This window comes from Mesorhizobium sp. CO1-1-8, from assembly GCF_020164875.1.
GTDB lineage: Bacteria > Pseudomonadota > Alphaproteobacteria > Rhizobiales > Rhizobiaceae > Mesorhizobium.
Genome location: NZ_JAIUGZ010000003.1, coordinates 15429 through 35092 on the forward strand (window position 1 = coordinate 15429; position 19664 = coordinate 35092).

At 59.6% G+C, this 19664-nt stretch carries 15 protein-coding genes and 1 pseudogene; 5 read left to right on the forward strand and 11 right to left on the reverse strand.

Annotated elements, in window-relative coordinates:
- Positions 1-51 precede the first annotated feature (51 nt).
- The 6 genes from LB558_RS06530 to LB558_RS06555 form a co-directional block, all read right to left on the reverse strand.
- Positions 52-1008 (reverse strand): CobW family GTP-binding protein, encoded by a 957-nt coding sequence (locus LB558_RS06530; protein WP_224696778.1) that lies wholly within the window; start codon positions 1006-1008, stop codon positions 52-54.
- Positions 1001-2551: an amidohydrolase family protein gene (locus LB558_RS06535; protein WP_224696779.1), complete on the reverse strand. Its 1551-nt coding sequence runs from the start codon at positions 2549-2551 to the stop codon at positions 1001-1003. Before LB558_RS06535 ends, LB558_RS06530 begins: the two co-directional genes overlap by 8 nt.
- Before the next feature lie 167 nt (positions 2552-2718).
- Positions 2719-4212 carry an aldehyde dehydrogenase family protein gene (locus LB558_RS06540; RefSeq protein WP_224696780.1) on the reverse strand — a complete coding sequence of 498 codons (1494 nt, stop codon included), beginning with the start codon at positions 4210-4212 and terminating at the stop codon, positions 2719-2721.
- A 562-nt stretch (positions 4213-4774) separates the two neighbouring features.
- Positions 4775-5575 carry an HpcH/HpaI aldolase family protein gene (locus tag LB558_RS06545; RefSeq protein WP_224696781.1) on the reverse strand — a complete coding sequence of 267 codons (801 nt, stop codon included), beginning with the start codon at positions 5573-5575 and terminating at the stop codon, positions 4775-4777.
- Between the two features lie 416 nt (positions 5576-5991).
- On the reverse strand, positions 5992-6678 hold the full coding sequence (locus LB558_RS06550; RefSeq protein ID WP_224696782.1) for an RraA family protein: 687 nt from the start codon (positions 6676-6678) through the stop codon (positions 5992-5994).
- Positions 6679-6783: 105 nt separating this feature from the next.
- The gene (locus LB558_RS06555) at positions 6784-8091 is read right to left on the reverse strand and encodes an MFS transporter (RefSeq protein ID WP_224696783.1); all 1308 of its coding nucleotides are present in this window, start codon (positions 8089-8091) and stop codon (positions 6784-6786) included.
- Positions 8092-8770: 679 nt separating this feature from the next.
- Here LB558_RS06555 and LB558_RS33030 point away from each other — a divergent pair.
- Positions 8771-9538: a helix-turn-helix domain-containing protein gene (locus LB558_RS33030; RefSeq protein ID WP_224696784.1), complete on the forward strand. Its 768-nt coding sequence runs from the start codon at positions 8771-8773 to the stop codon at positions 9536-9538.
- Positions 9539-9858: 320 nt separating this feature from the next.
- Positions 9859-10113, forward strand: a pseudogene (locus LB558_RS33110) (helix-turn-helix domain-containing protein); the annotation flags it as partial.
- 149 nt (positions 10114-10262) lie between these two features.
- On the opposite strand, the gene LB558_RS06565 reads toward LB558_RS33110, so the two are convergent.
- From LB558_RS06565 to LB558_RS06585, 5 genes are all read right to left on the reverse strand, one after another.
- Entirely contained in the window at positions 10263-11543 is a 1281-nt protein-coding gene (locus tag LB558_RS06565) for an aspartate aminotransferase family protein (RefSeq protein ID WP_224696785.1), read from the reverse strand.
- Positions 11544-11547: 4 nt separating this feature from the next.
- Positions 11548-13230, reverse strand: coding sequence for a N,N-dimethylformamidase beta subunit family domain-containing protein (locus tag LB558_RS06570; RefSeq protein WP_224696786.1), 1683 nt, complete (start codon positions 13228-13230; stop codon positions 11548-11550).
- Positions 13231-13350: 120 nt separating this feature from the next.
- Positions 13351-14289, reverse strand: a complete 939-nt coding sequence (locus LB558_RS06575; protein WP_318011616.1) for a LysR substrate-binding domain-containing protein — start codon at positions 14287-14289, stop codon at positions 13351-13353.
- A gap of 18 nt (positions 14290-14307) precedes the next feature.
- Positions 14308-14682 (reverse strand): hypothetical protein, encoded by a 375-nt coding sequence (locus tag LB558_RS06580; protein WP_224696787.1) that lies wholly within the window; start codon positions 14680-14682, stop codon positions 14308-14310.
- Positions 14679-15134 (reverse strand): GntR family transcriptional regulator, encoded by a 456-nt coding sequence (locus LB558_RS06585; RefSeq protein WP_318011617.1) that lies wholly within the window; start codon positions 15132-15134, stop codon positions 14679-14681. Before LB558_RS06585 ends, LB558_RS06580 begins: the two co-directional genes overlap by 4 nt.
- A gap of 193 nt (positions 15135-15327) precedes the next feature.
- On the opposite strand from LB558_RS06585, the gene LB558_RS06590 reads away from it, so the two are divergent.
- The 3 genes from LB558_RS06590 to LB558_RS06600 all read left to right on the forward strand — a co-directional run bounded on the left by LB558_RS06590 (position 15328) and on the right by LB558_RS06600 (position 19613).
- Positions 15328-16344: an ABC transporter substrate-binding protein gene (locus LB558_RS06590; protein ID WP_224696789.1), complete on the forward strand. Its 1017-nt coding sequence runs from the start codon at positions 15328-15330 to the stop codon at positions 16342-16344.
- Between the two features lie 395 nt (positions 16345-16739).
- Positions 16740-17936 carry a M24 family metallopeptidase gene (locus tag LB558_RS06595; RefSeq protein ID WP_224696790.1) on the forward strand — a complete coding sequence of 399 codons (1197 nt, stop codon included), beginning with the start codon at positions 16740-16742 and terminating at the stop codon, positions 17934-17936.
- 543 nt (positions 17937-18479) lie between these two features.
- Positions 18480-19613, forward strand: a complete 1134-nt coding sequence (locus LB558_RS06600; RefSeq protein ID WP_224696791.1) for an ABC transporter ATP-binding protein — start codon at positions 18480-18482, stop codon at positions 19611-19613.
- The last annotated feature ends 51 nt before the right edge of the window (positions 19614-19664 follow it).

The following is a 19664-nucleotide window of genomic DNA, read 5'->3' on the forward strand; positions in this document are numbered from 1 at the left end:
CTGTGTTGATGGTCCGAATGTGACCGGCGGCTGATTGATTTCAATGCCGGGTCATCCGACTTCCGCAGAAAAATCGTCGCCGCTTTCTAGCCGAGTGAGGACGGACTTCGCTTGTTGTATGTCAAAGAGTTCCGTTGGACCAATCAGGACAAGTTGCGTGCCGATGAAAGGCTTGGCGGCTGGCACCATACTGGCACGCTGTCCGACGAGCTGGAATAAATATCCTTGCCCCTGCTTTCCTTCGACGGACAGAAAGCCTTTCGCGCGCGCCAATTGCGGCGCGAGGACCTGTATCGCAGATTGGAAGCGCGGCAGTGAAACAGGAGTTAAACAGGACCACTCCAAACGGACGAACCGCTCATCTGCGACATGCGGCGCTGATATGCGATCGAGGCTTCTCTCACGGGCGAAGCCGCCACCGAAGAAAAGATCGATTGGCAAAGCGCGATCCCCCGTCGAGTCGAAGACCAGGTTTTTGTGCAACGCCGACAGAACTGCACGAAGCGACGCCACGTCGCGCGATTCTACAGTGGCCGTCTTGGACAAGACGACGAAGTCGGCGGCGCGAAGCTGTGCTTTCCAGAGGTCGTCAGCCGGGTCGTATTCTTCGGCATCAACGACTGCCACCACCGCATCGAGCCTAACGGCTTCGCACAACACCGGATCGAAAAGCGCTTCGATGATCCCGCTGGGAAAGGAGATACCACTGGCTTCAATCACGATTCCGTCGGGCGGATTATGGAGCGAAAGTATCGATCGCAGCGTACGCAGCAAATCTCCTTGGAGAGAACAGCAGATGCAACCGTTCGTCAAACCGTAGATCGGCTGGCCGGTCGCAGACAGAATAGCGGCATCAATATCGACGGAGCCGAAATCATTGACCACCGCAGCCAGAACACGGCCGTGATCGGCTTGCAGGATACTGTTGATCAGCGTGGTTTTGCCGGCGCCCAAGACGCCGGTGACGAGCAGGACCGGGACCGGATTGTGTTGCCGTCCTTCATCCATCGAACCTTCCTCCGCATCTCAAGGCGCGGCCGGGTCTTGCCTGCATGTCGAGATTGCCGCCAAGGATGACCGGCGTGCCTGCCACGATTACTGCCTCCATCCCAATGGCATGCGCGGTCATATCGGAGAAACTTGCCCGGCTCGCCACGATGTCTGGATCGAATACCAGCACATCGGCGTCGCATCCCTCTGCGAGGCGCGCTTTGCGGGCCATCTGCGGCAGGCATTTTTCGAGTATGCGGCTGGGCAGGATCGTGGACTTCGCGATAGCCTCCATCAAACCGATTTTCTCGCGCAGTCTCTGATACTCGCCGATAAACTTTGTAAAAGTTCCAGCGGACCTCGGATGCGACGATAGTCTCCTCGGTAGAGGCCATTCCTCGCCGCGATAAATGGTTCCGTCAGGTTCGACCCACGGCATTGCATCGGAAGCGATCGAACCGCCGGGATACAAGACCGACAGGTCGAGCAGTTCCTGATGGCTCTCGTTTCCCTCAGGGTCAAGAAAGTGCCAGACTACCAAGGCTGCCGGATCGACCTGAATGGACGAAAGCAGATCTGCGCGGTTCTTCATATGATGCCGGTTATGGATCAATTCGATACTGTCGTAGGTCGAGCCGGTTCTCTCGCTGAAGTCAGGGGCCGAAAAAAAGGAAGCGGAGAGGACCGTAGAGCCGGTGCCGTAGGGATAGGCTTCGACGGTAATCGGCAGGCCAGCGGCCTGGGCATTTTGAAGGAGCTCGCGGCAGCGCCTGATGTCGTGCAACGACGTGGAATTCAGATGACAGATATGCATGTGAGCTCTGGTCGCAGCCGCATAGCCGATAATGCGGATATACGCCTCTTCAGAACTCTGCGGGTCTGTGTTCGACATGAACGGAATGTGCGTAAAGGTCGGCGTTCCGGCTCTTGCCGCCATCTCGCAGAGCCGTGTCATTTCCTTGACGCCCGCGCCCGGCGCATAACCATGCGGGATGCCAATACCTATGGCGCCTTCCTGCAACCCCTTTTCGACGATGGAAAGGATTTCAGACAGGTCATCCGGCGTTGCTATGTCGCTCGACCATCCGCCGCGATTGTCTGATCCTTCTCCCATCATCTCCATGGAGTGCTTATGCGCGTCCGGAATGATGCCGGCCATGACCTGTTTACGGGCAAATATCCACCCGGCAGAAGCGCCGAAATTCAAGACGCGCCCTGTTTTTTCCTGCAGGTCGTACCATGGTGCGACCGGCAGAATCCCGACCTCAAGTTCAAGCGAAGTTGTAACGCCGTCAAAAGCCTGCATCCGGTCCGCTGCCACGGATTGACCATGTGCGTGAATATCTATGAAACCCGGGCAGACCACTTTACCGGAGGCGTCGATCACCTTGCCTTTTGGAGGGTTGGCAAAGGCACCTATTTTCGTGATAACGCCCGAGGCGATACCGATATCGGTGACTTCGTCCCGTCCGCTCTCGGGATCCAATATCCTTCCGTTTCTAATCACCAGATCGAATCGGCCGTCCGACAATTGTCCAAGCTCCGCAAATGATTTGTACATCTGAAGCCGTACGGCCCGGGCCGGGCCCTTATCTGTTACGACCGGCTCACTGGCGAGGTCGGATAGGGTGCGGTACGCGACCGTCCGACGCCACTCGCCAATGCAAGGCCCAGGATGGAGCCGGCCAATCGAACGATCGCTATGGACTGGCCGGCTTTCTATGCGGCTCAAGCCTTGCCATAGAGGGGGACAGGGATCGAGATCGACTTGATTTCGGTCATCGCCTCAATGGCGTATTTCCCGCCGATGCGCCCCAGCCCGCTTTTGGTTCCGGAGCTTCCGCCGAAGGGCATGTGGGTTTCCCAGAACGGTGTCATCTCGTTGATGTTGATGAAACCGGCTTTCAGCTCGCCCGCCATCGCCATGGCCCGCTCGATGTCGCGCGAAAACACCGTCATGGAAAGTCCGTACTCGGTGTCGGCGGCGACCTTCATCAGTTCGTCGTCGCCGTCGAGTGCGATTACCGGAACCACGGGTCCGAACGTTTCCTCGCGGGCTATCCGCATCTGCGGCGTCACATTGGTCAGCACCGTTGGCGCATAGAACAGGTCGCTGCCCAGTTCCGGCAACGCCTGCCCGCCCGTCAGGCATTTCGCACCAGCTGCGATCGCTTCGTCTACATGTTCGCGCACTTTCTGTGCGACTCCTGCATTGTTCAGCGGGCCCATGGTCGATCCTTGATGCAGTGGGTCGCCGGGATTGTGACTCTTCGCGATCACAGCGATCCTTTCCGCCAGTTCGTCGGCAACCGCCGCATCCGCCAGCACCCGGCCGGTCGCCGCGCAGATCTGACCGCTGTTGGAGAACGCTCCGATCGCGGCCGAGAGCGCCGCCTTCTCAAGGTCGGCGTCGCGGCGTACGATGAAGGGACCGTTGCCGCCCAATTCGAGAACCATCGGCTTGCCGGCACCGCGCTCCGCGATCGACCGGCCCGTTCGCGTCGACCCCGTGAAGCCGATCGCATGCGTGCCGGGATTCGAGACGATCTCATCGCCGATTGTGGCCCCTTCGCCCAGCACCAGATTGATGACACCGTCGGGAAGACCCGCATCCGCCAAGACCCGCATCAGAGCGACCGCAACCAGTGCTGTCGAGGGGGCCGGAACCCACACGACCGTGTTGCCCGTCGCAATGCCAGGAGCCAGATATTCCGTTGGGATGTTCACCGGATAGTTCCATGGCGTGATTACCGCATACACCCCGCGCGGCACCCGCACCGATAAAATCTGGCGGCCCGGCGTCGCGCCGGTCAGAATCTCGCCTGTCATGTAGCGCACTTGCTCGCCCGCCATGTGAAAGCCGTGCGCGGCAATGCCGACTTCGAACTGTGCTTCTGCAAGAGGCTTGCCTTGTTCCATCGACAAAAGCCGCGCAAGGCTGTCCTTGTTGGCCTCGACCGCGTCGCCAAGCTTCGCACAGATTGCCGCACGCTCCCACGCCGACATGCGCGCCCAGTCGCGCTGCGCGGCCGTGGCCGCTGCTATTGCGCGCTGCGCTGTAGCGCGGCTGCTCTTAGGAAGCTCGGCCAAGACCTGACCATTGGCCGGATTCCTCGAAATGAAACTCTCGGTCTCACCGTTTTCCCAGCTACCGCCAATATAATTCCCGACACTTTGAGCAATCAGTGGAAGATCCGATATCCCATTCGCCAATACAGTCATAATTCGTTCCCTTTGTTTGCAACCAGCCTTCAATCGAAGGTCCAACGCCGACTTTGCACTCGGCTTTGGGAATGAACTGTTGAGCCGTTTCGGACGACCTTCCGGCAAGCCCGCTGCAGTCCATTATCTTCGTCGATGGATTTTTCCAGCGGCCGATAGATCCAACCGCGACAGCGATATGGCTGGCATCGAGTTGAACTAGTTAATTTGCTCGCAGGTTGTATGAGTGCGCCATCCTCCCCGAGTAGGATGCGCGCGATGTCTCCGCTGACGGGAGCGTGAGCCCGGACTACGATGGTGGCTAAACCGCAAAAACGGATAGCATAGGATTTTTGAGCATCGATGATGCAAAGCCTAAGCTAGCTGTCAGACGCCAGGCGGCCATGCGGCGTTTCACGTCGGACCGCTTTTTCGCGATGCCGATGATATCTTCGGAACAGCTGTCCTAGCTCCGTTGGTGGCGTCACCCGGCGACCGGGAGAGAATGCGACTGCGGATCAAGGGCATTCGACCCTGCCAATCAGCCAGCTCTTCGTATTCGTTTGGCGGAAGAAACTGGCTTTTAGCCAAGCGCGGCCTTTGCGATATCGATCATCCGTTGGCATCCTTGGTTGAGGAACATGACGTCCGTGCCGAGGATGATCATGTCGACGCCGGTTTTCATGAGCCTTGCTACAGCCTCGCCATCCGGAGGGACGCAGGGCGCCATGACCTTGATGCCCCGGGCATGGCACTTTTGGACGAGTTCTTCGAGCCGATTGACGATCTCTGGATTCGTCATCGGAGACGCTGTGGAAATCTGTCTGGACAAAGCATAATCGAGGGGACCGAAACTGACGATATCGATCCCTTCGACAGCCAGAATCTCATCGATATTGTCGAAGAATTCGTAGCTTTCTGCCATTGGAATGATCAGAGCTTCCGAATTGGATTTCTCAATATAGCTCGACCAATCGAAGCCAGGGCCTCCATAGCCCGCCGCACGAACCGAGCCATCGGCGCCGCGGCGGCCCAACGGCGGGAAACGGCCCGCCTGGACGATAGCCTGCATCTGACTGGCAGTGTGGACCTGGGGAATCATGACGCCGGCCGCGCCGAACTCGAGCGATTTGCGGATCTCCCACCCGATAGTCCCACGCACGCGTACGATAGGCGCGATTCCGCCGATGAGACTTGCCATGACAAGCTTTTCAACGTGCTGATCGATATTTGAGGTTGTATGTTCGGAATCTATGAAGGCAAAGTCGAGCCCCCAGTTGCCTGCTATTTCGATCGCCGCGACTGAGCCCAAATATAGGGCGATACCAAATATGGGCGTGTCGGATTGCAGCTTGTCTTTCAGCGATGTGGTTTTGTCAGTCATTTACTAGTGGTCCTTCGCAGGCTAGGTAGCATCCAGCGCCGGGTGGCGGCGAAGGCCAGCGCGTCGACGCCACGGGTATCGGGTCGAAGAATTGCCGCGACCGAACAACCGAATCGCCTCGGCGTTACGCTTGGCCAGCGAATTCGGCTGCTGGCGCGAACCTCCACACAATCTCTGCAAACATTCTGGTCCTGAAAGTGCGCCGACTCCAACGTCGAAGCAACGCTGCACCAATAGCGATGGCGGAAATTTTGCGAATGGAAGGCATACTTTCTTCCAAGAATGTAAGCCGAAGCGGTGCACAAAAAATTTGAACGTGATCTCCAGTAGGCATTTGAGATTCTGATCTGAAACTAAGACCTCCTCGAGGAAGTGAAAGCCTGTACCCAAGGCGGACGCACGTAAGCATTGGTCTTTCAGGGGCGGTTCGCCGTCGACTGGGTCGCCACGATTTCGCGCATCAACCCGCTTGTACCCTCAAAGTCCGGCAACCGAATGCCCTTAGCCAAAGCTTCGAGAAGCGGCACTTCCAGCTCCTGCATCGCGATTGCTCGCTCTGCAGAGTCTCGGACTTGAGATGGTCCAAGCACGACGATTCCATTCTCGTCGGCGAGGATGGCGTCTCCAGGAGATATCGATATGCCACCGCACACGACGGGAACGCAGAATTCTCCGTTTTGAAGCAAGCGTTTGGTGGTCAAAGATGACAGGCCTCGCCCCCAAATTGGCATCTGGTAATCGCGTATTTCTGAAATATCAGTTGCGGTTCCATCGATAATGATACCTGCGACACCCAGTTTGCGCGCAGCGAAAGCAACGCTTCCGCCTATCAATGCAGCTCGGTGGTCCCCTACACGATCAATCACCAGTACATCACCCGCCCGAATTTGGCCGAGCGCGTATCGAATGATCGTGCCGTCCAGCCCCGAGCAACGGCAAGTTACTGCTGTGCCCGCAATCCTCGGGACTTGCCAAAGAGCCCGCACTCCTGGATCCACGAACCCAAATTCAAGGAAATGTCCCAGAGTAGCCGGCTGTGCCTGAGCGAGCAATTCAATCAGATCTGGTTCGATTTGCGGCGGCAATGGGTTCAGGACGAACATCGGCATTCTCTGAAAGTTTTGATTGTCGCTCGGCGTGCAAAACCTCACAACAAGGAAAGCATAAGCGCTCCGCCAAACAAACAGGCGGAGCGCAAAGGGAAGAAATTATGACCGCGCTGTCGCAACCGACATAGGCTTAGCCAGCAGGACGCCGCCCAGTCCAAGCAGCGTGCAGAAGACAAGAACCGTACATAGCATCCAAGGACTGCCGCCATTTGCAGCCACTAGTGCGGTCGCGATCGCAGGGGTGAGACCGCCGATTATTGCGGCAGTTTCACGCCCCGCCGCAACACCGCTATAACGGAGCCGCGCTGGAAATAGCGGAGGAACGAACTTCGCCTGAGGGGCATCAATCATGCCCACGAGCGTGACGATAGCTATGACAGTCGCGATAGTGATGTAGGTTGGATTTCCAGTATTGAACATCAGGTAGTACGGAAATATCCAAGCGAGTTGGAAGAACTGCCCAATGATCATCATTGGACGACCGCCGACGATGTCGGTTAGCGCACCAACCAAGAAACCGAAGACGACCGCCAGCAAAGCGCCGAGCGTAACGGCGTTGAGGACCACGGACCGCTCGATGCCGTGGGTGACGCCGTAGGTCAACGCGAAGATGCTGACGACGTAGTAATACGTATTTTCGCTGATGCGGATCGCCATTACCGCCAGGATGTTTCGTGGCGAGCTTACGACCTCCGCCAAAGGATTGGCCGAGATATCTCCCGACTTCTTCACGGCCTCGAATTCCTCGCTTTCAGGAACGCGCATACGGATATATACGCCGATGATAATGGTCAGGAAGCTCAGCAGAAATGGGACCCGCCAGCCCCAAGACAGGAAATCGGCATCGTCGAGCAAGTAGTTCATGAATGCGAGGATCGCCGCACCGGAAACGAACGCAGCTTGGGTGGTGGCACTCAGCAAACCGCCAAACATGCCGCGACGACTGTCCGGCACGGCTTCCGCTACCATTACGAGCGCTCCGCTCCATTCGCCTCCCGATGCAAAGCCTTGGATCAACCTGAGCACGACGAGAATGATCGCACCCCAAGCGCCGATCATTGCATATGTAGGCACGAGGCCCATGAGGAATGTTGCCATGCCCATCACGACCATGGTGGCCATCAAGGTATTCTTGCGGCCAAATCGGTCACCGAAATATCCGCAGACATACCCGCCGATCGGGCGCGCGAGAAAACCACTGGCAAATGTCAACAGACTCAGAATCGTTCCAACGAACGAATCGAATTGCGGAAAAAACAGCTTATTGAAAACGAGGGCGGAAGACGCGCCGTATAGGTAAAAATCGTACCACTCGACGTATGTGCCGATCGTAGTCGCCGCAATCACACTTCTAGATTTTTTGCGCGATGAAATATCCGACATTGCGGAGTATGGTTCAGCGGTCATCGAAAGCTCCTAGACATGTTGATTACCAAGATGGATCGCAGGTCGGGAATTTGCGGTAGCGCCATCTCGTCGGCCGACAGATCTAAGGGTAAAGGCATGCTATTCTCCCAGGCGATAAGCCGAAAAGGCGTCGTCATTATTTTTGCAAGTGGTTCCCGACGACCATTAAAAGCTTTACCTGGACGCAAGACATCCCCCCCGAGGAGGAGGGCACACGGCCTTCAAGTGGCCAGGGGCCAGCCAGCTCGCATTCTGCAGGTTGGCAGGTACAGGTGCCAATTGTTCTCCAACGGCACGGCTTCACAGTCACATCGTCAGTCACACATGAGATCGGTCGCGCTGTGCGTAGCGCCTCCGCGCAATTTCTTGATGAACATCCTCAACTGATAAGCCGGATTCGCGAAGCGAGGCTGCGGGGCACTCAAGGTTCTGCTAAACTACCCGGATAGTCAGACCGCTGACTTTTTCACCGTCTGAAGCGCCTGGAGCTTCGGCCGGCCACTAGCAAGCATTCAACAGAGGATGACCATTACGTCAGCAGGGCTGCCGCTTCTGTTTGTGTAACTGGCTAAGAGGCGATAAGATAGTTTCAATTGGGAGGAAACGCATGAGTTGCACGGCAGCGTATGGAAAGGTGCCTGGACCACTGGCTCTTCCGGCGTCATGGGCCGATTCGTGTGTGAACATCATTGAGATGCTCGATGATTCCAACTTGCCTCTAAGCTTGGCAAATTCACTTTCCACCCTTATTTCGTTCGAGGAATGCCGGCAGATCGTTTACTCTGGCGATGCGCCACCGCTCGTGGTGTTCGACAGCCTACAGGAAAACACATATCAATCAGGAATGGCTAACTACCTCAGCAGCAGTTACGCAATCAATCCCACCTATCGAATGTATCGCGCGGGCAAGTTGTCGGGTGTCCACCGGCTAAGGGATATCGCACACTTCAAAGCGCCTGAAATTGATCTCAACAAATATCGGGTATCGGCGGTTGCCACGGAGGAAATTGGCTATCTTACAGAAGGCATGCCAGCTGGAAACGAAGAGCTTTGCGTCGGGCTGAATCTACCCGGCGGCGTATGCGCCATGATCTACCTAACTCGGCAGCGCAGCATGCAGGGATTCTCGTCGGACGAGGTCTGTCGGATCAGCGCGGTGGCAGCATTCCTGACCTCAGCCTTTAGGCGTTACTGGCAGAAGTCTAGGCAACGCGAGACGATATACCCATCCGAATTCGGGTTGCTTAGTCCGCGCGAACGTGAAATTGCGCAACTCCTGATCAAGGGACACTCAACGCTTTCCATCAGTCTGCGCCTGAACATTTCAGTAACCACGGTTAAAACTCATCGGAAGAATCTATATTTCAAATTAAACATCTCCACCCAATGCGAGCTCTTCAGCCTCTATGCCAATTCACTACAAAACGAATTGGTATCCTTGCGATAGGGTCCGGGCAGGACGATTCGAACGGCGGCGGGGTCGATGAGATTGGAGCGCGCGATTCCCGAAATTGTGGCGATTGCGCTCACCGGGAACCGTCCTCGGCAATTGTTCCAGGACACCAAGGGCAAGCTGTGTTTATTTGGGCGAGCGACCTCGTTCGGTTCCTTGAGGATCTCGTTTCCATGGTCTTCCGGCACTGTGTTCGGCGTGGAATAAGGACCCTGTTTCAGGGGTGATCGGCATCCAAAACGACCCTTGTAACGCAGGGGCTTCAGACTGCCTGCGGTTTCATTTGGCATTTGTTTTGGATGTTGGTTGTGGAGACGCTTGATTGCGTGGCGGAGGCTGCCGGACTGACCCGGCGAACCTTCACCAGGCGGTTCCAGAAATCCGTCGGCACTAGTTTCGGCGACTGGCTCGTCGCGCAACGCATCGAGCTAATGCAGCGACTGCTGGAACAACGGACCTCTCGCTCGAGGGGATCGCCTACCAGGCAGGCTTTGGTTCCGCCACGTCCATGCGTCAGCACTTCGCCGCATCTTCGGACGTCGCCAAGCCAGTATCGCCGACCGTTCGCGCCGCAGATCGGCGCTTCCTTGCCATCGCCCGCGTCTTCATTGCTCAGCGGAATAATGGGAGGCCCCTGCCATTGGCTGCGGTCGGCAATGTCCGGCAGGGGCCGCGTCGACGTGCTTGGGAGGGCGTCAACGCGTATCTGGGATCCTTCCTAATTCGTCTCCTCATAGCGAGGCAGGATGTCCTTGAGGGACAGTTCCATCTGCTCGCAAATCCGGGCCACGATCTCCGGTGTCATCGCGGTTGAAACCGTCATTGCTCCACGCGGAATGGCGAACAGGCCGCGATTGAGCAAAGCCAGATGATAAAGGTGCAGGATATCCACGTCGGGCCGTTGGCCGCCCAGCACCGCGCCATCCCCCGGATTATGGAAGAACCAGCTCAGCAGCGAACCGACGCGCCGGATCCACAAGCGGATGCCCAGACGCTTGGCGCTCTCACCGAAACGCGTTTCGATCTCCTCCGCCACGCTTCCGATGTGGTCGATGGCCGATTGGGTAAGATGGTTCACCGCCACGTAGCCAGCGGTCGTGGCAATCGGGTTGCCGGTAAAGGTGCCGGAAATGAAGACCTTCGGGTTTACGGGATCCGCAAGGGACAGCAGCCGCGAGTCTCCACCGACCGCCCCGATCGGGAAACCGCCTCCGATGACTTTCCCCAGCATCGTCAGATCGGGTTTGACCCGCATCGACGCCTGGGCGCCGCCCTCGGACAACCGGAAGCTGACAACCTCATCGAAAACCAACACGACGCCGTGCCGGGTGCATGCGTCCCGGACCCTCCGGAGAAAGTCGTCGGACGCCGCGGCCAGCCCGCCCGCGCCAAGCACGGGTTCGATGAAGACCGCGCACAGCGCGTCCGCATTCTCCGCAATTGTCCTCTCGAAGGACTCGGCGTCGTTGTAGACACCCACGAGATGACTGGGCCCGGCGATGCCCTTCGAGCCCAGCGACGCTTCATAGAGCGTCCCATGATAGCCGCCCGCCGCCATCATGAACTTGCTCTTGCCGGTGGCGGCCCGCGCAATGTTCCACGCAAGGGAAAACGCCTCGGTGCCGGAATTCTGGAATGCGATCTTTTCAAGCGACGGCATGCGCTGCCGAAGCAGATCGGCGAGCGTCACCAGCGACCGGTTGTTCGCGGACCACGCTGAGCCCTGGTGCAACTGCCGGATCACCGCCTCCGTGATCGGCGCATAGGCATTTCCATGCACGAACACATACATGTTGGAGGACAGGTCGACATACTCATTGCCATCGGCGTCCCACAGGAAAGCGCCCTGCGCCCGCTCCACAAGCAGGGGATAGGGCGGATGGAACGCGATGCCGCGTGAACTGACGATCGGAAGTGCCTCGCGGCCACTGCTTTCGAAGGATGCGGAGGCCTTCGTCTTCTGCTCGTATTGGGCTTCGACGGGAAGTGGCGAACCCATGGTCTCAGCCCTCGGCCTTGATTTCGCTCGACCCCAGAAAGCGATCGAGAATGTTCTGGGTGACGCGAACGGTGTAGAAATCCTCAAGAGCGAGCCCCCTCACCCACTCGCAGGAGCCGGCACATACAACCGTCCCGGCACCCATCTCGAACGAAACCATCACGCCACAACCGCGGCCGCGCCGGGCCACCGCATCCTTGGTGTCCGCCCCATCCAGCGTCGCAGCCGCGAAGCGCGCGTCGCCATCGGCCATGAAATATGAATAGGCGTGCTCGGGCAGGCCCTTCTCGATCTGCGTGGCCCAGTTCATCGCGATGATCTCGAGCCCTTCCGGAGCCCCGTCCTTGCCCGTCGGCTCCGGCAAGCCGTCGCGGAACGTGTACTCCAGGCCGTCGACCTCGAAGCCGAAGATTCCCGCTTCGTCGCCGAACGTGTCGGAGTATCCGAGGCCGGTGCCCTCGAAGGCCCAATGGTCGGGACGGAACACCTGGAAGCCACGCCCGGCACGCGGCGCCATCCCGCCGAACCCAGCATACTGGCCGCGCATCGCATTGACGCCGAACGTCCTGGCGCCGGGCAAGCCGACCTGCACGTCTTCCCACGCGCCGGTCATCAGTTCTTTCTGCCCGGCGCCGATGGGGTCGAGGTCGCGGGCGGTAAACTTGTAGCAGACCTGGGTCTGATCGTCTTCGAACCGGATCTGCCACATGTAGTTCCCGGCGAAGCGCGCCACATGGCCGCCTCCTTCCACGAATCGGTGGACGGTCTCGCGCATCGGTCGCGACCAGTATTCGTCATGCCCGACGATGACCGCGCACTGGTAGCCGTCGAGGCAGTCCGGATGCCGATGCAGGTCGTCCTGCGCGATCACATGCACTGTGTAGCCGGCGCTTTCCGCCCACTTCAGGAACGGCAGTTCGTAGCTGGGCCATCCGGCCGCAGCGTAATACCGCGTATAGCCGTTGGCGGACGCCCAATCGAGACTCGGATATTTCGCGGGCTCCGGCCGTGTCGGGCGGTCCACGGCCGTGAACCGCGGCACGCCGGGGGGAATGAAGACCTGCCCCCGTGCCCAGGGTCGGCGGATCGCCAGCCGGGGCGACGCACCCTGCGGATATTCGTCGTTCACACCCCTATAGTGGCTGGAGCCGCCCCAGTCGTTATAGGCCGTCCACGTCGACGTGGTGGCGATGAGCACGATTGCCGAGGGGTCGGCCTGGCGTGCCCTCACGAAAAAGATGTGGTGGGCGAGAGGGATCTGCTCCGCGGCGCTCACGCCGGCGCGGGTGATCTCAACGATGTAGGCACCGGGAAGGAAGGCATCGGAGAGCGGAAACGCAACCGTCTCGCTCCAGCTGCATCCCACTTCGAACACGCGTGGCGGGATCGACTGGAAGGCGACATTCAGCGCCTTCCACTGCATCACGGTCACGGGATTGGCGCCGTCACGGTAGATGCGCACATCGACCTTCGCCACAGTTGCGGAAATGCACAGGCAGACCGTCTCGCCATCGGCATAGCTGCGTTCGTCGGAATAGACCCAGGCGGCCGGCGGACCATCCGGGTCCGGGATTTCCACCCATGTGCTCTTCGCCGCGGAGAAGGCGCCTGATATCCGGGCGGGAGTCCTGGCCTCATGGACGCGCACGCCAAGCGCTTTCTTCGGCGTACCTTCTTCCTCGGCCATGTCCCTCTCCTGTTCGAAAGGAAACTACCAACCGGGGCTTTTAGCGGAAGGTCCAACTCTCGACCACGGTGGAAATTACTTGTTTCCACCGGAGCGGCTCCCGAACTGCTCTTCGTGCGGTCAGAAATCCTGCAGGGTCGACTTCAACCAGCGCTGAAATGCCCTGATGGCAGGGTCGTCGATGCGATCACGATGCACGACCATGACGTAGGGTCGAAGCCGTGGCGCTTCGGGCACGGCCGGCCGCAAATTGCCGCGCAATATGTGCTCGTCGATGAACGGTTCGGGGAACAGCCCCGGCCCTTGGTCCCGGCGCACGGCCTCCAGAACGGCTGGAAGCACACCCACGCGCGGACCGCTCAGCGTCCCAACCGGGACGCCGGCCTGTTCGAACCAGAACCGCCAGTCGTCGTGCAGCCGCTCGTGCACCAGCGGCACCTTGGCGAGATCGGCAGCGGTTTGAACCTCGGGATGGGCCGCGATCCAGTTCGCGGACGCGAGCACTTGGACGCGCGGCCGGACGATCTCGATGCTGATCAGGTTTTCGTCGGCGCGCGGACCGTAGCGGACTTCGACGTCCGCCTCGCCCTTGCCGAAGGAAGGCGTCTGTTCCGTCGGCAGCAGCGAGATCGCGACGCGCGGCATCTCTCTCTGCAACTGGCTGAGCCGGGGCAAAATCCAGAAGGTCGCGAAGCCGGGCGCCGCCCATATCCGTAGTTCGCTGGACTGCCCGGGCGGACGGATTTCTGCCGTCGCCTGCGCAATGAGTTCGAAACCCTGCTGCGTCAGGTCATGCAGGCGTCGCCCCTGCGCGTTCAGCACCGTCCCGCCAGGCGTTGTTTCGACGAGCTTGGTGCCGAACCACGACTCCAGTTCCCGCATATGACGCACCACGGCCGTATGGGTAACGTTGAGTTCGGCGGCAGCGCGCCGCATGCTGGTGCACTTTCCAACCTCGTGAAACACGCGGAGCGCGGAAAGCGGTGGAAGTCTCATTGTGGGCAAAGCATTCTCCCGATGCATCCTCACGCCGCCGCCCATAGGACCAGAGCGTTTCATGGTTAGATTGAAACAGTTCTATCTGCTCGATGGCGTGATGATCTTAGAGGGCGGCGCAGTCCTGATGTAGTTTATCGAGCAAGCCGCCCGACGCAGCGGGCGCCCGCCGGCGGAAAACCACTCGTTGGCTTGCGGAGCAAAACCAACAATTCTTCGGCAGAATCTAACCACGACGCTCTGGCCATTGGGAAGGTTGGCGACGATCCGGTTCGCGGCATTGTTCGGTTCGTTCCGGACCGCAGTTGCTGGAGCGTCCTCGTCATTGCGCTCCAGCGCATCGATATTCGCCGCGTGTTTGCGTGTCTCGGTGCTGTTGTAGTCATGCGGGTGGCAGTTGGGAACGGGGCCGATCCGTACACACAGGTTCTCGATGATCGGCCACAGCGTCTTCATCTCCGCCTCGCGATATGTCGTGAAATGAAAGCGGTAGTTTTCCGCCAGACAGTCCTGCAGGTCGTCGTGCCAATTTCATCCTTGGTGATCTCGCGATATTCGGATGCGGTCATGCCGCCCAGGGAAAAGCTGCTCTGGGGCCTGCCATCCAGGATACCGTCAGCATCGAGCCGCTTCAGCGCATCGCGGACCGGCCGGACGCTCACACGCAGCCGCAGGGCAGGCGAACGGCCAGAGAGGGCCCTGCCCGGCGCGATCAGGCCGCTCATCAGTCCGTGCCGGATGCTCCGATAGACCTGCCGCTCGACCGGTTCTGATAGACGGCTGTCGACCGCCGACAGTTTCGGCGCCAGCGACTTTGGTCTGCCCCTTTGTCGTTTTTCCGCAATGGTGTTGTCCATGCCCGTCCCGCCCTCGTCATGGCCCAAATAGCAGATTGACACCGAACCCATGATATATGATCAATATTGATATAGCACAAATAAGCCAGCGAACATGGCGTCCAGAAGGGAAATTCGAAGGTCAGGATCGAACGGCTGATTTTTAGCGCAGAGATGTCGACCGTACTACGGACCCACGGCACGACAGCAGACCAGGGTCCGCGGGGTGAGGAGAATGGATATGTATCGGAAAATAGTTCTGCCCTTGGCGGCGGCAACGCTCGTGGCATTCAGCGCGGCCGCGTCCGGAGATGAATTGCGGATCGCAAGCTGGGGCGGAGTCGTGAACGAGGCGAACCGCGCTGCCTATTGGGACCCCTACGAAAAGGCCACCGGCACGAAGATCGTCGACGACACGTTCAACGGCGAGATCGCCAAGGCGCGCGCGCAGGTGGAGTCGGGTTCCTACCAGTGGGACATCGCCGAGATGGAAGATGCCGAAACCCTCACCGGTTGCGAGGAGGGTTTGTACGAGAAGCTGGATATGTCGCGTCTTCCAGTCGCTAACCTCCTGCCCCACACCTACAATGATTGTGGCGTGGTCTCCCTGGGCGCCGGAATCGGACTCGCCTACAACAAGGCCAAGGTCGAAAACGGCCCGAAGACATGGGCTGAATTTTTCGACCTGCAGAAATTCCCGGGCAAGCGCGGAATGCGTAAGTCGGCGACTTTTACGCTTGAACTCGCTCTGCTGGGTGCCGGCGTGCCGAAGGAGGATGTCTACAAAACCCTCGCAACCAAGGAGGGACAGGAAAAGGCGTTCGCCAAGCTCGACGAGATCAAGGACCAGATCGTGTGGTGGTCATCGGGAACCGAACAGATCCAGGGCTTCCTGGCTGGTGAATATGATATCGGCGTTGCCTATAACGCACGCGTCGCGGCCGCCAACAAGACCCAGGGCCAGAAGCTTGAATTCGTGTGGGACGCCGGCTACCTGCTTGGGAACAACTTCTGGGTGATCCTCAAAGGTTCGCCAAACGCAAAGGCGGCGATGGACTTCATCGCCTGGGCGACCGCTCCGAAGCCGCAGGCCGAATTCATGCGCCATATCGACTATGCTTCGGCCAACAAGGAAGCCTTTGCTTTGCTTGAGCCCCAATATCTCACCTACATGCCCAACACGCCGGAACGCGCTGAACACGGCATTCCGACCGACGTCGCAGTCTGGCGCGACAACCTCGACACGCTCACCGAGCGCTTCAACTCCTGGGCTAGCCGGTAAGAACCGCGAGCGGACGTCACCCTCACCGGTTCGAGGGTGGCGTTTGTCTCTCCGGAGAGCGGATCTCTCCCAATCTCGGTCTTTCCAGCGGTGCAGATGTCGCCGAGAGCGCCGTTTTCCGCTATCCTCCTTCGGGGGGAGTGTGGCCAGAAGCCTCTGCTGGTAGCTGATCCCTCAACAATATCGCTGGTGATCACGGCGATGCCGGATCCCGAGGGTCTGCCTGTCCGCTCCGGCGCGACAGTCATCGGTGGGCATGACTGATTGTCACTGAACGGGATCCTCGGAAGGTTTGTTGGAACCCGGCACTGGCCGCCGACGCGTTGATGACATGTGCTGCGCTCTCGAACGGATCGAGACCCGAGCGCCAGCCTGATCCGGAGAGGAGTTCGAAGATGAAGACCATCCTGGGTGCGGGCGAGCGCTGGAATGCGCCGGACTTCAGCGACGAGGAGTACGCGACACGTCACCGCCGGGTTCGCGCGGCGATGACGAAGAGCGGGATCGACGTTTTGATCGTGATTGATCCCCGTTCGATCCACTACCTGACCGGATATCGCGGCAAGGCCTACCAGGAATTCCAGTGCGTCTTCTTCAGCCTGGACGACAAGGCCCTGCCAGCGATCTGCCGCGTGGCCGAGGTCATCGAGTACGAACAGCAGCCGCTTATTGGAGAAGTCCACGGCTTCTCCGGAAACCTCCCCGTGGAGCAGATGGAGGTATTCGCCAATGTGCTCGCCTCGCTGAAACTCGACGGCGCGCGGCTCGGCTGCGAGTATCCGGCCAGCTTCCTTACCTACCGGGACTACGGCGAACTGCAGCGCATCTTCGCCGGCCGTCATGTTGTCGACGCGACGAAGCTCATCCCCGAGATCAAGAAGGTCAAATCGCCGGCCGAGATCGCCATGATGCGCACAGCCACCAAATGGCTGGATGCCGGCATGTATGCTTGCGTGGAAGCGGCAGTCCCCGGAAATACCGAGCATCAGGTCGCGGCGGCGGTCTATCACACGATGCTGTCGCTGGGCAGCGACGTGCCGCCCAGCCCGATCAACATCGGCACCGGCGATCGCACCGCCCTCCCGCATCCGTTGCCGACGGAGCGCGTTCTGCGCGCCGGGGATTTCATGCATGTCGAATTCGCCGCGGCATACCACCGCTACACGGTCTCGATGGGGCGCAATCTCTGCCTCGGCAAGCCGACGGCCAAGATGCGGGAAATCCATGACAAGACGCTGGAGGCCTGCGACGCTGCGATCGCCGCCGTGCGGCCGGGCGTCTCCAGCGCGGTCCCCCATCAGGCAGCGCGCAAGGTGATGCTCGACTCGGGCTGGGAATATGGGCGGCTCCACGCATCAGGCTATGGGCTCGGCGTCGGATTTCCACCCAACTTCGCCGAATACGGCTTTGTCTTTGATCAGTATCCGTATGAACCGGTCGATCTCGAGGCCGGCATGCTCATCACGATCGAGCCTCCGATTTTCGCAGCCGATCTTTGCCTGGGCGCCCGCCACATCGACAACGTCTTAGTGACCGCTACCGGCGCGGAAATCCTGTCCAGCGTGCCGCGCGAGCTGCTGATCGCCGGCTAGCGGCAGCGCTCCCGAGGTTGTGCCGTAAACGCGCGGCACAACCGGCCAAAGCACAAAAGCGCCGCTTCCTCCTCTGGGAGGAGAGCGCAAGCGGAAAAAAGTGGTATTTTTGTCTGAAAAAATAAGGCCTTTCGGCTTTTGGCAAGAGTCAGGATTATTTCTGATCGCTCTCGCATCGAAGAGCGCAACGAGCTAATTGCAAATCGAAAGCCAACTATACAATGGGGTCCACAATGTATGAACAGTTTTCGCCGGCAATCGTCTTCCCGTAGTTGGAACACGGTGGCGGCATGTCGCTCCTCTATCAGCGACACCCCGACACCTGCGCGACCCTGAAGAAATGGATTCTATTTACTGATATAGCAAAAACAGGCTAGCAAGGCGCATCGGGAACGTGGACATCAAAATGCAAAAAAATGCCCATCTGTCTGCAGCCGGAAGCGTCGCCGGCGTCGCTGCCACTTCAACCACACGATCGACCCTGCCGATACGCCCGCGCCGTGCGGCTTCGACCGGCTCGAGCCTCCCTGCGGGAGGTGGATCATGATCGTGATCAGGGACGTTTCCGCCTATCAGGAAACGCAGAAGCCCAGCCCGGATCTGGTCCGCTTCGACAATGTCACCAAGACGTATGACGGACATACCGCGGTCGTCGACAAGCTCGACCTTTTCGTCCGCGAGGGCGAGTTCCTCAGCCTGCTTGGCCCATCCGGCTCAGGCAAGACCACGACCCTGATGATGCTGGCCGGCTTCGAGGAGCCGACTTCCGGTGAAATCACCCTTGCCGGCCAGTCGCTCACCCGCGTACCGCCGCATCGCCGCGACATCGGCATGGTGTTCCAGGACTACGCGCTGTTCCCGCACATGAGCGTCGCGGAAAACCTCGCCTATCCCCTCCGCCTGCGCCGCAGGAGCCGCGCCGAGATCAAGACGCAGGTGGAGCAGGCGCTCGACATGGTCAACCTGAAAGGCTTCGGCCAGCGGCGTCCGACCGCGCTGTCCGGCGGCCAGAAGCAGCGCGTGGCCGTCGCGCGCGCGCTGATCTTCCAGCCGCGCCTCATCCTGATGGATGAACCGCTGGGCGCCCTCGACCGCCAGCTTCGCGAACAGCTCCAGGTCGAGATCAAGCAGCTCCACAGGCGACTGGGCGTCACCATCATCTACGTCACGCACGATCAGGGAGAGGCGCTGACCCTCTCCGACCGGGTGGCGCTCTTCCATCAGGGACGCATCGAGCAGCTCGGCTCGCCGCGCGACCTCTATGAGCGCCCCGACACGGCGTTCGTCGCCGGCTTCCTCGGCGACAACAATCTTATCCCCGCGACCGTTCTCACGACGGATGCCGAGACGTGCCAGCTCCGGCTGGGGTCGGGGCAGGTCTTCTCCGGCCGTCCGGCCGCTGCGCTGAAGGCGGGCGATCCGGCGCATGTCGCCATACGGCCGGAGGCAATCCGCGCCTGCTCTCCAGATGAGCCTGGCGCTGCCCCGGCCGAGGTGCTCGAGGCATTCTACACGGGTGATCAGTTACGCATCCGGTGCAGCGCATTCGGCGTCGACACCGTTCTGGTGAAGGTGTCCTCCGGTTCCGACCGGCCACATTTCCACATCGGACAGAAGATCGGTTTGGCCATCGGCGTCGACGCGGTGCGCGCGTTGCCTGGCCAGGCCGGGAAATAGCGACAGCGCAAGGCCGCGGCCGCAAGCGCGTGGAAATGGAAATGACGGCGC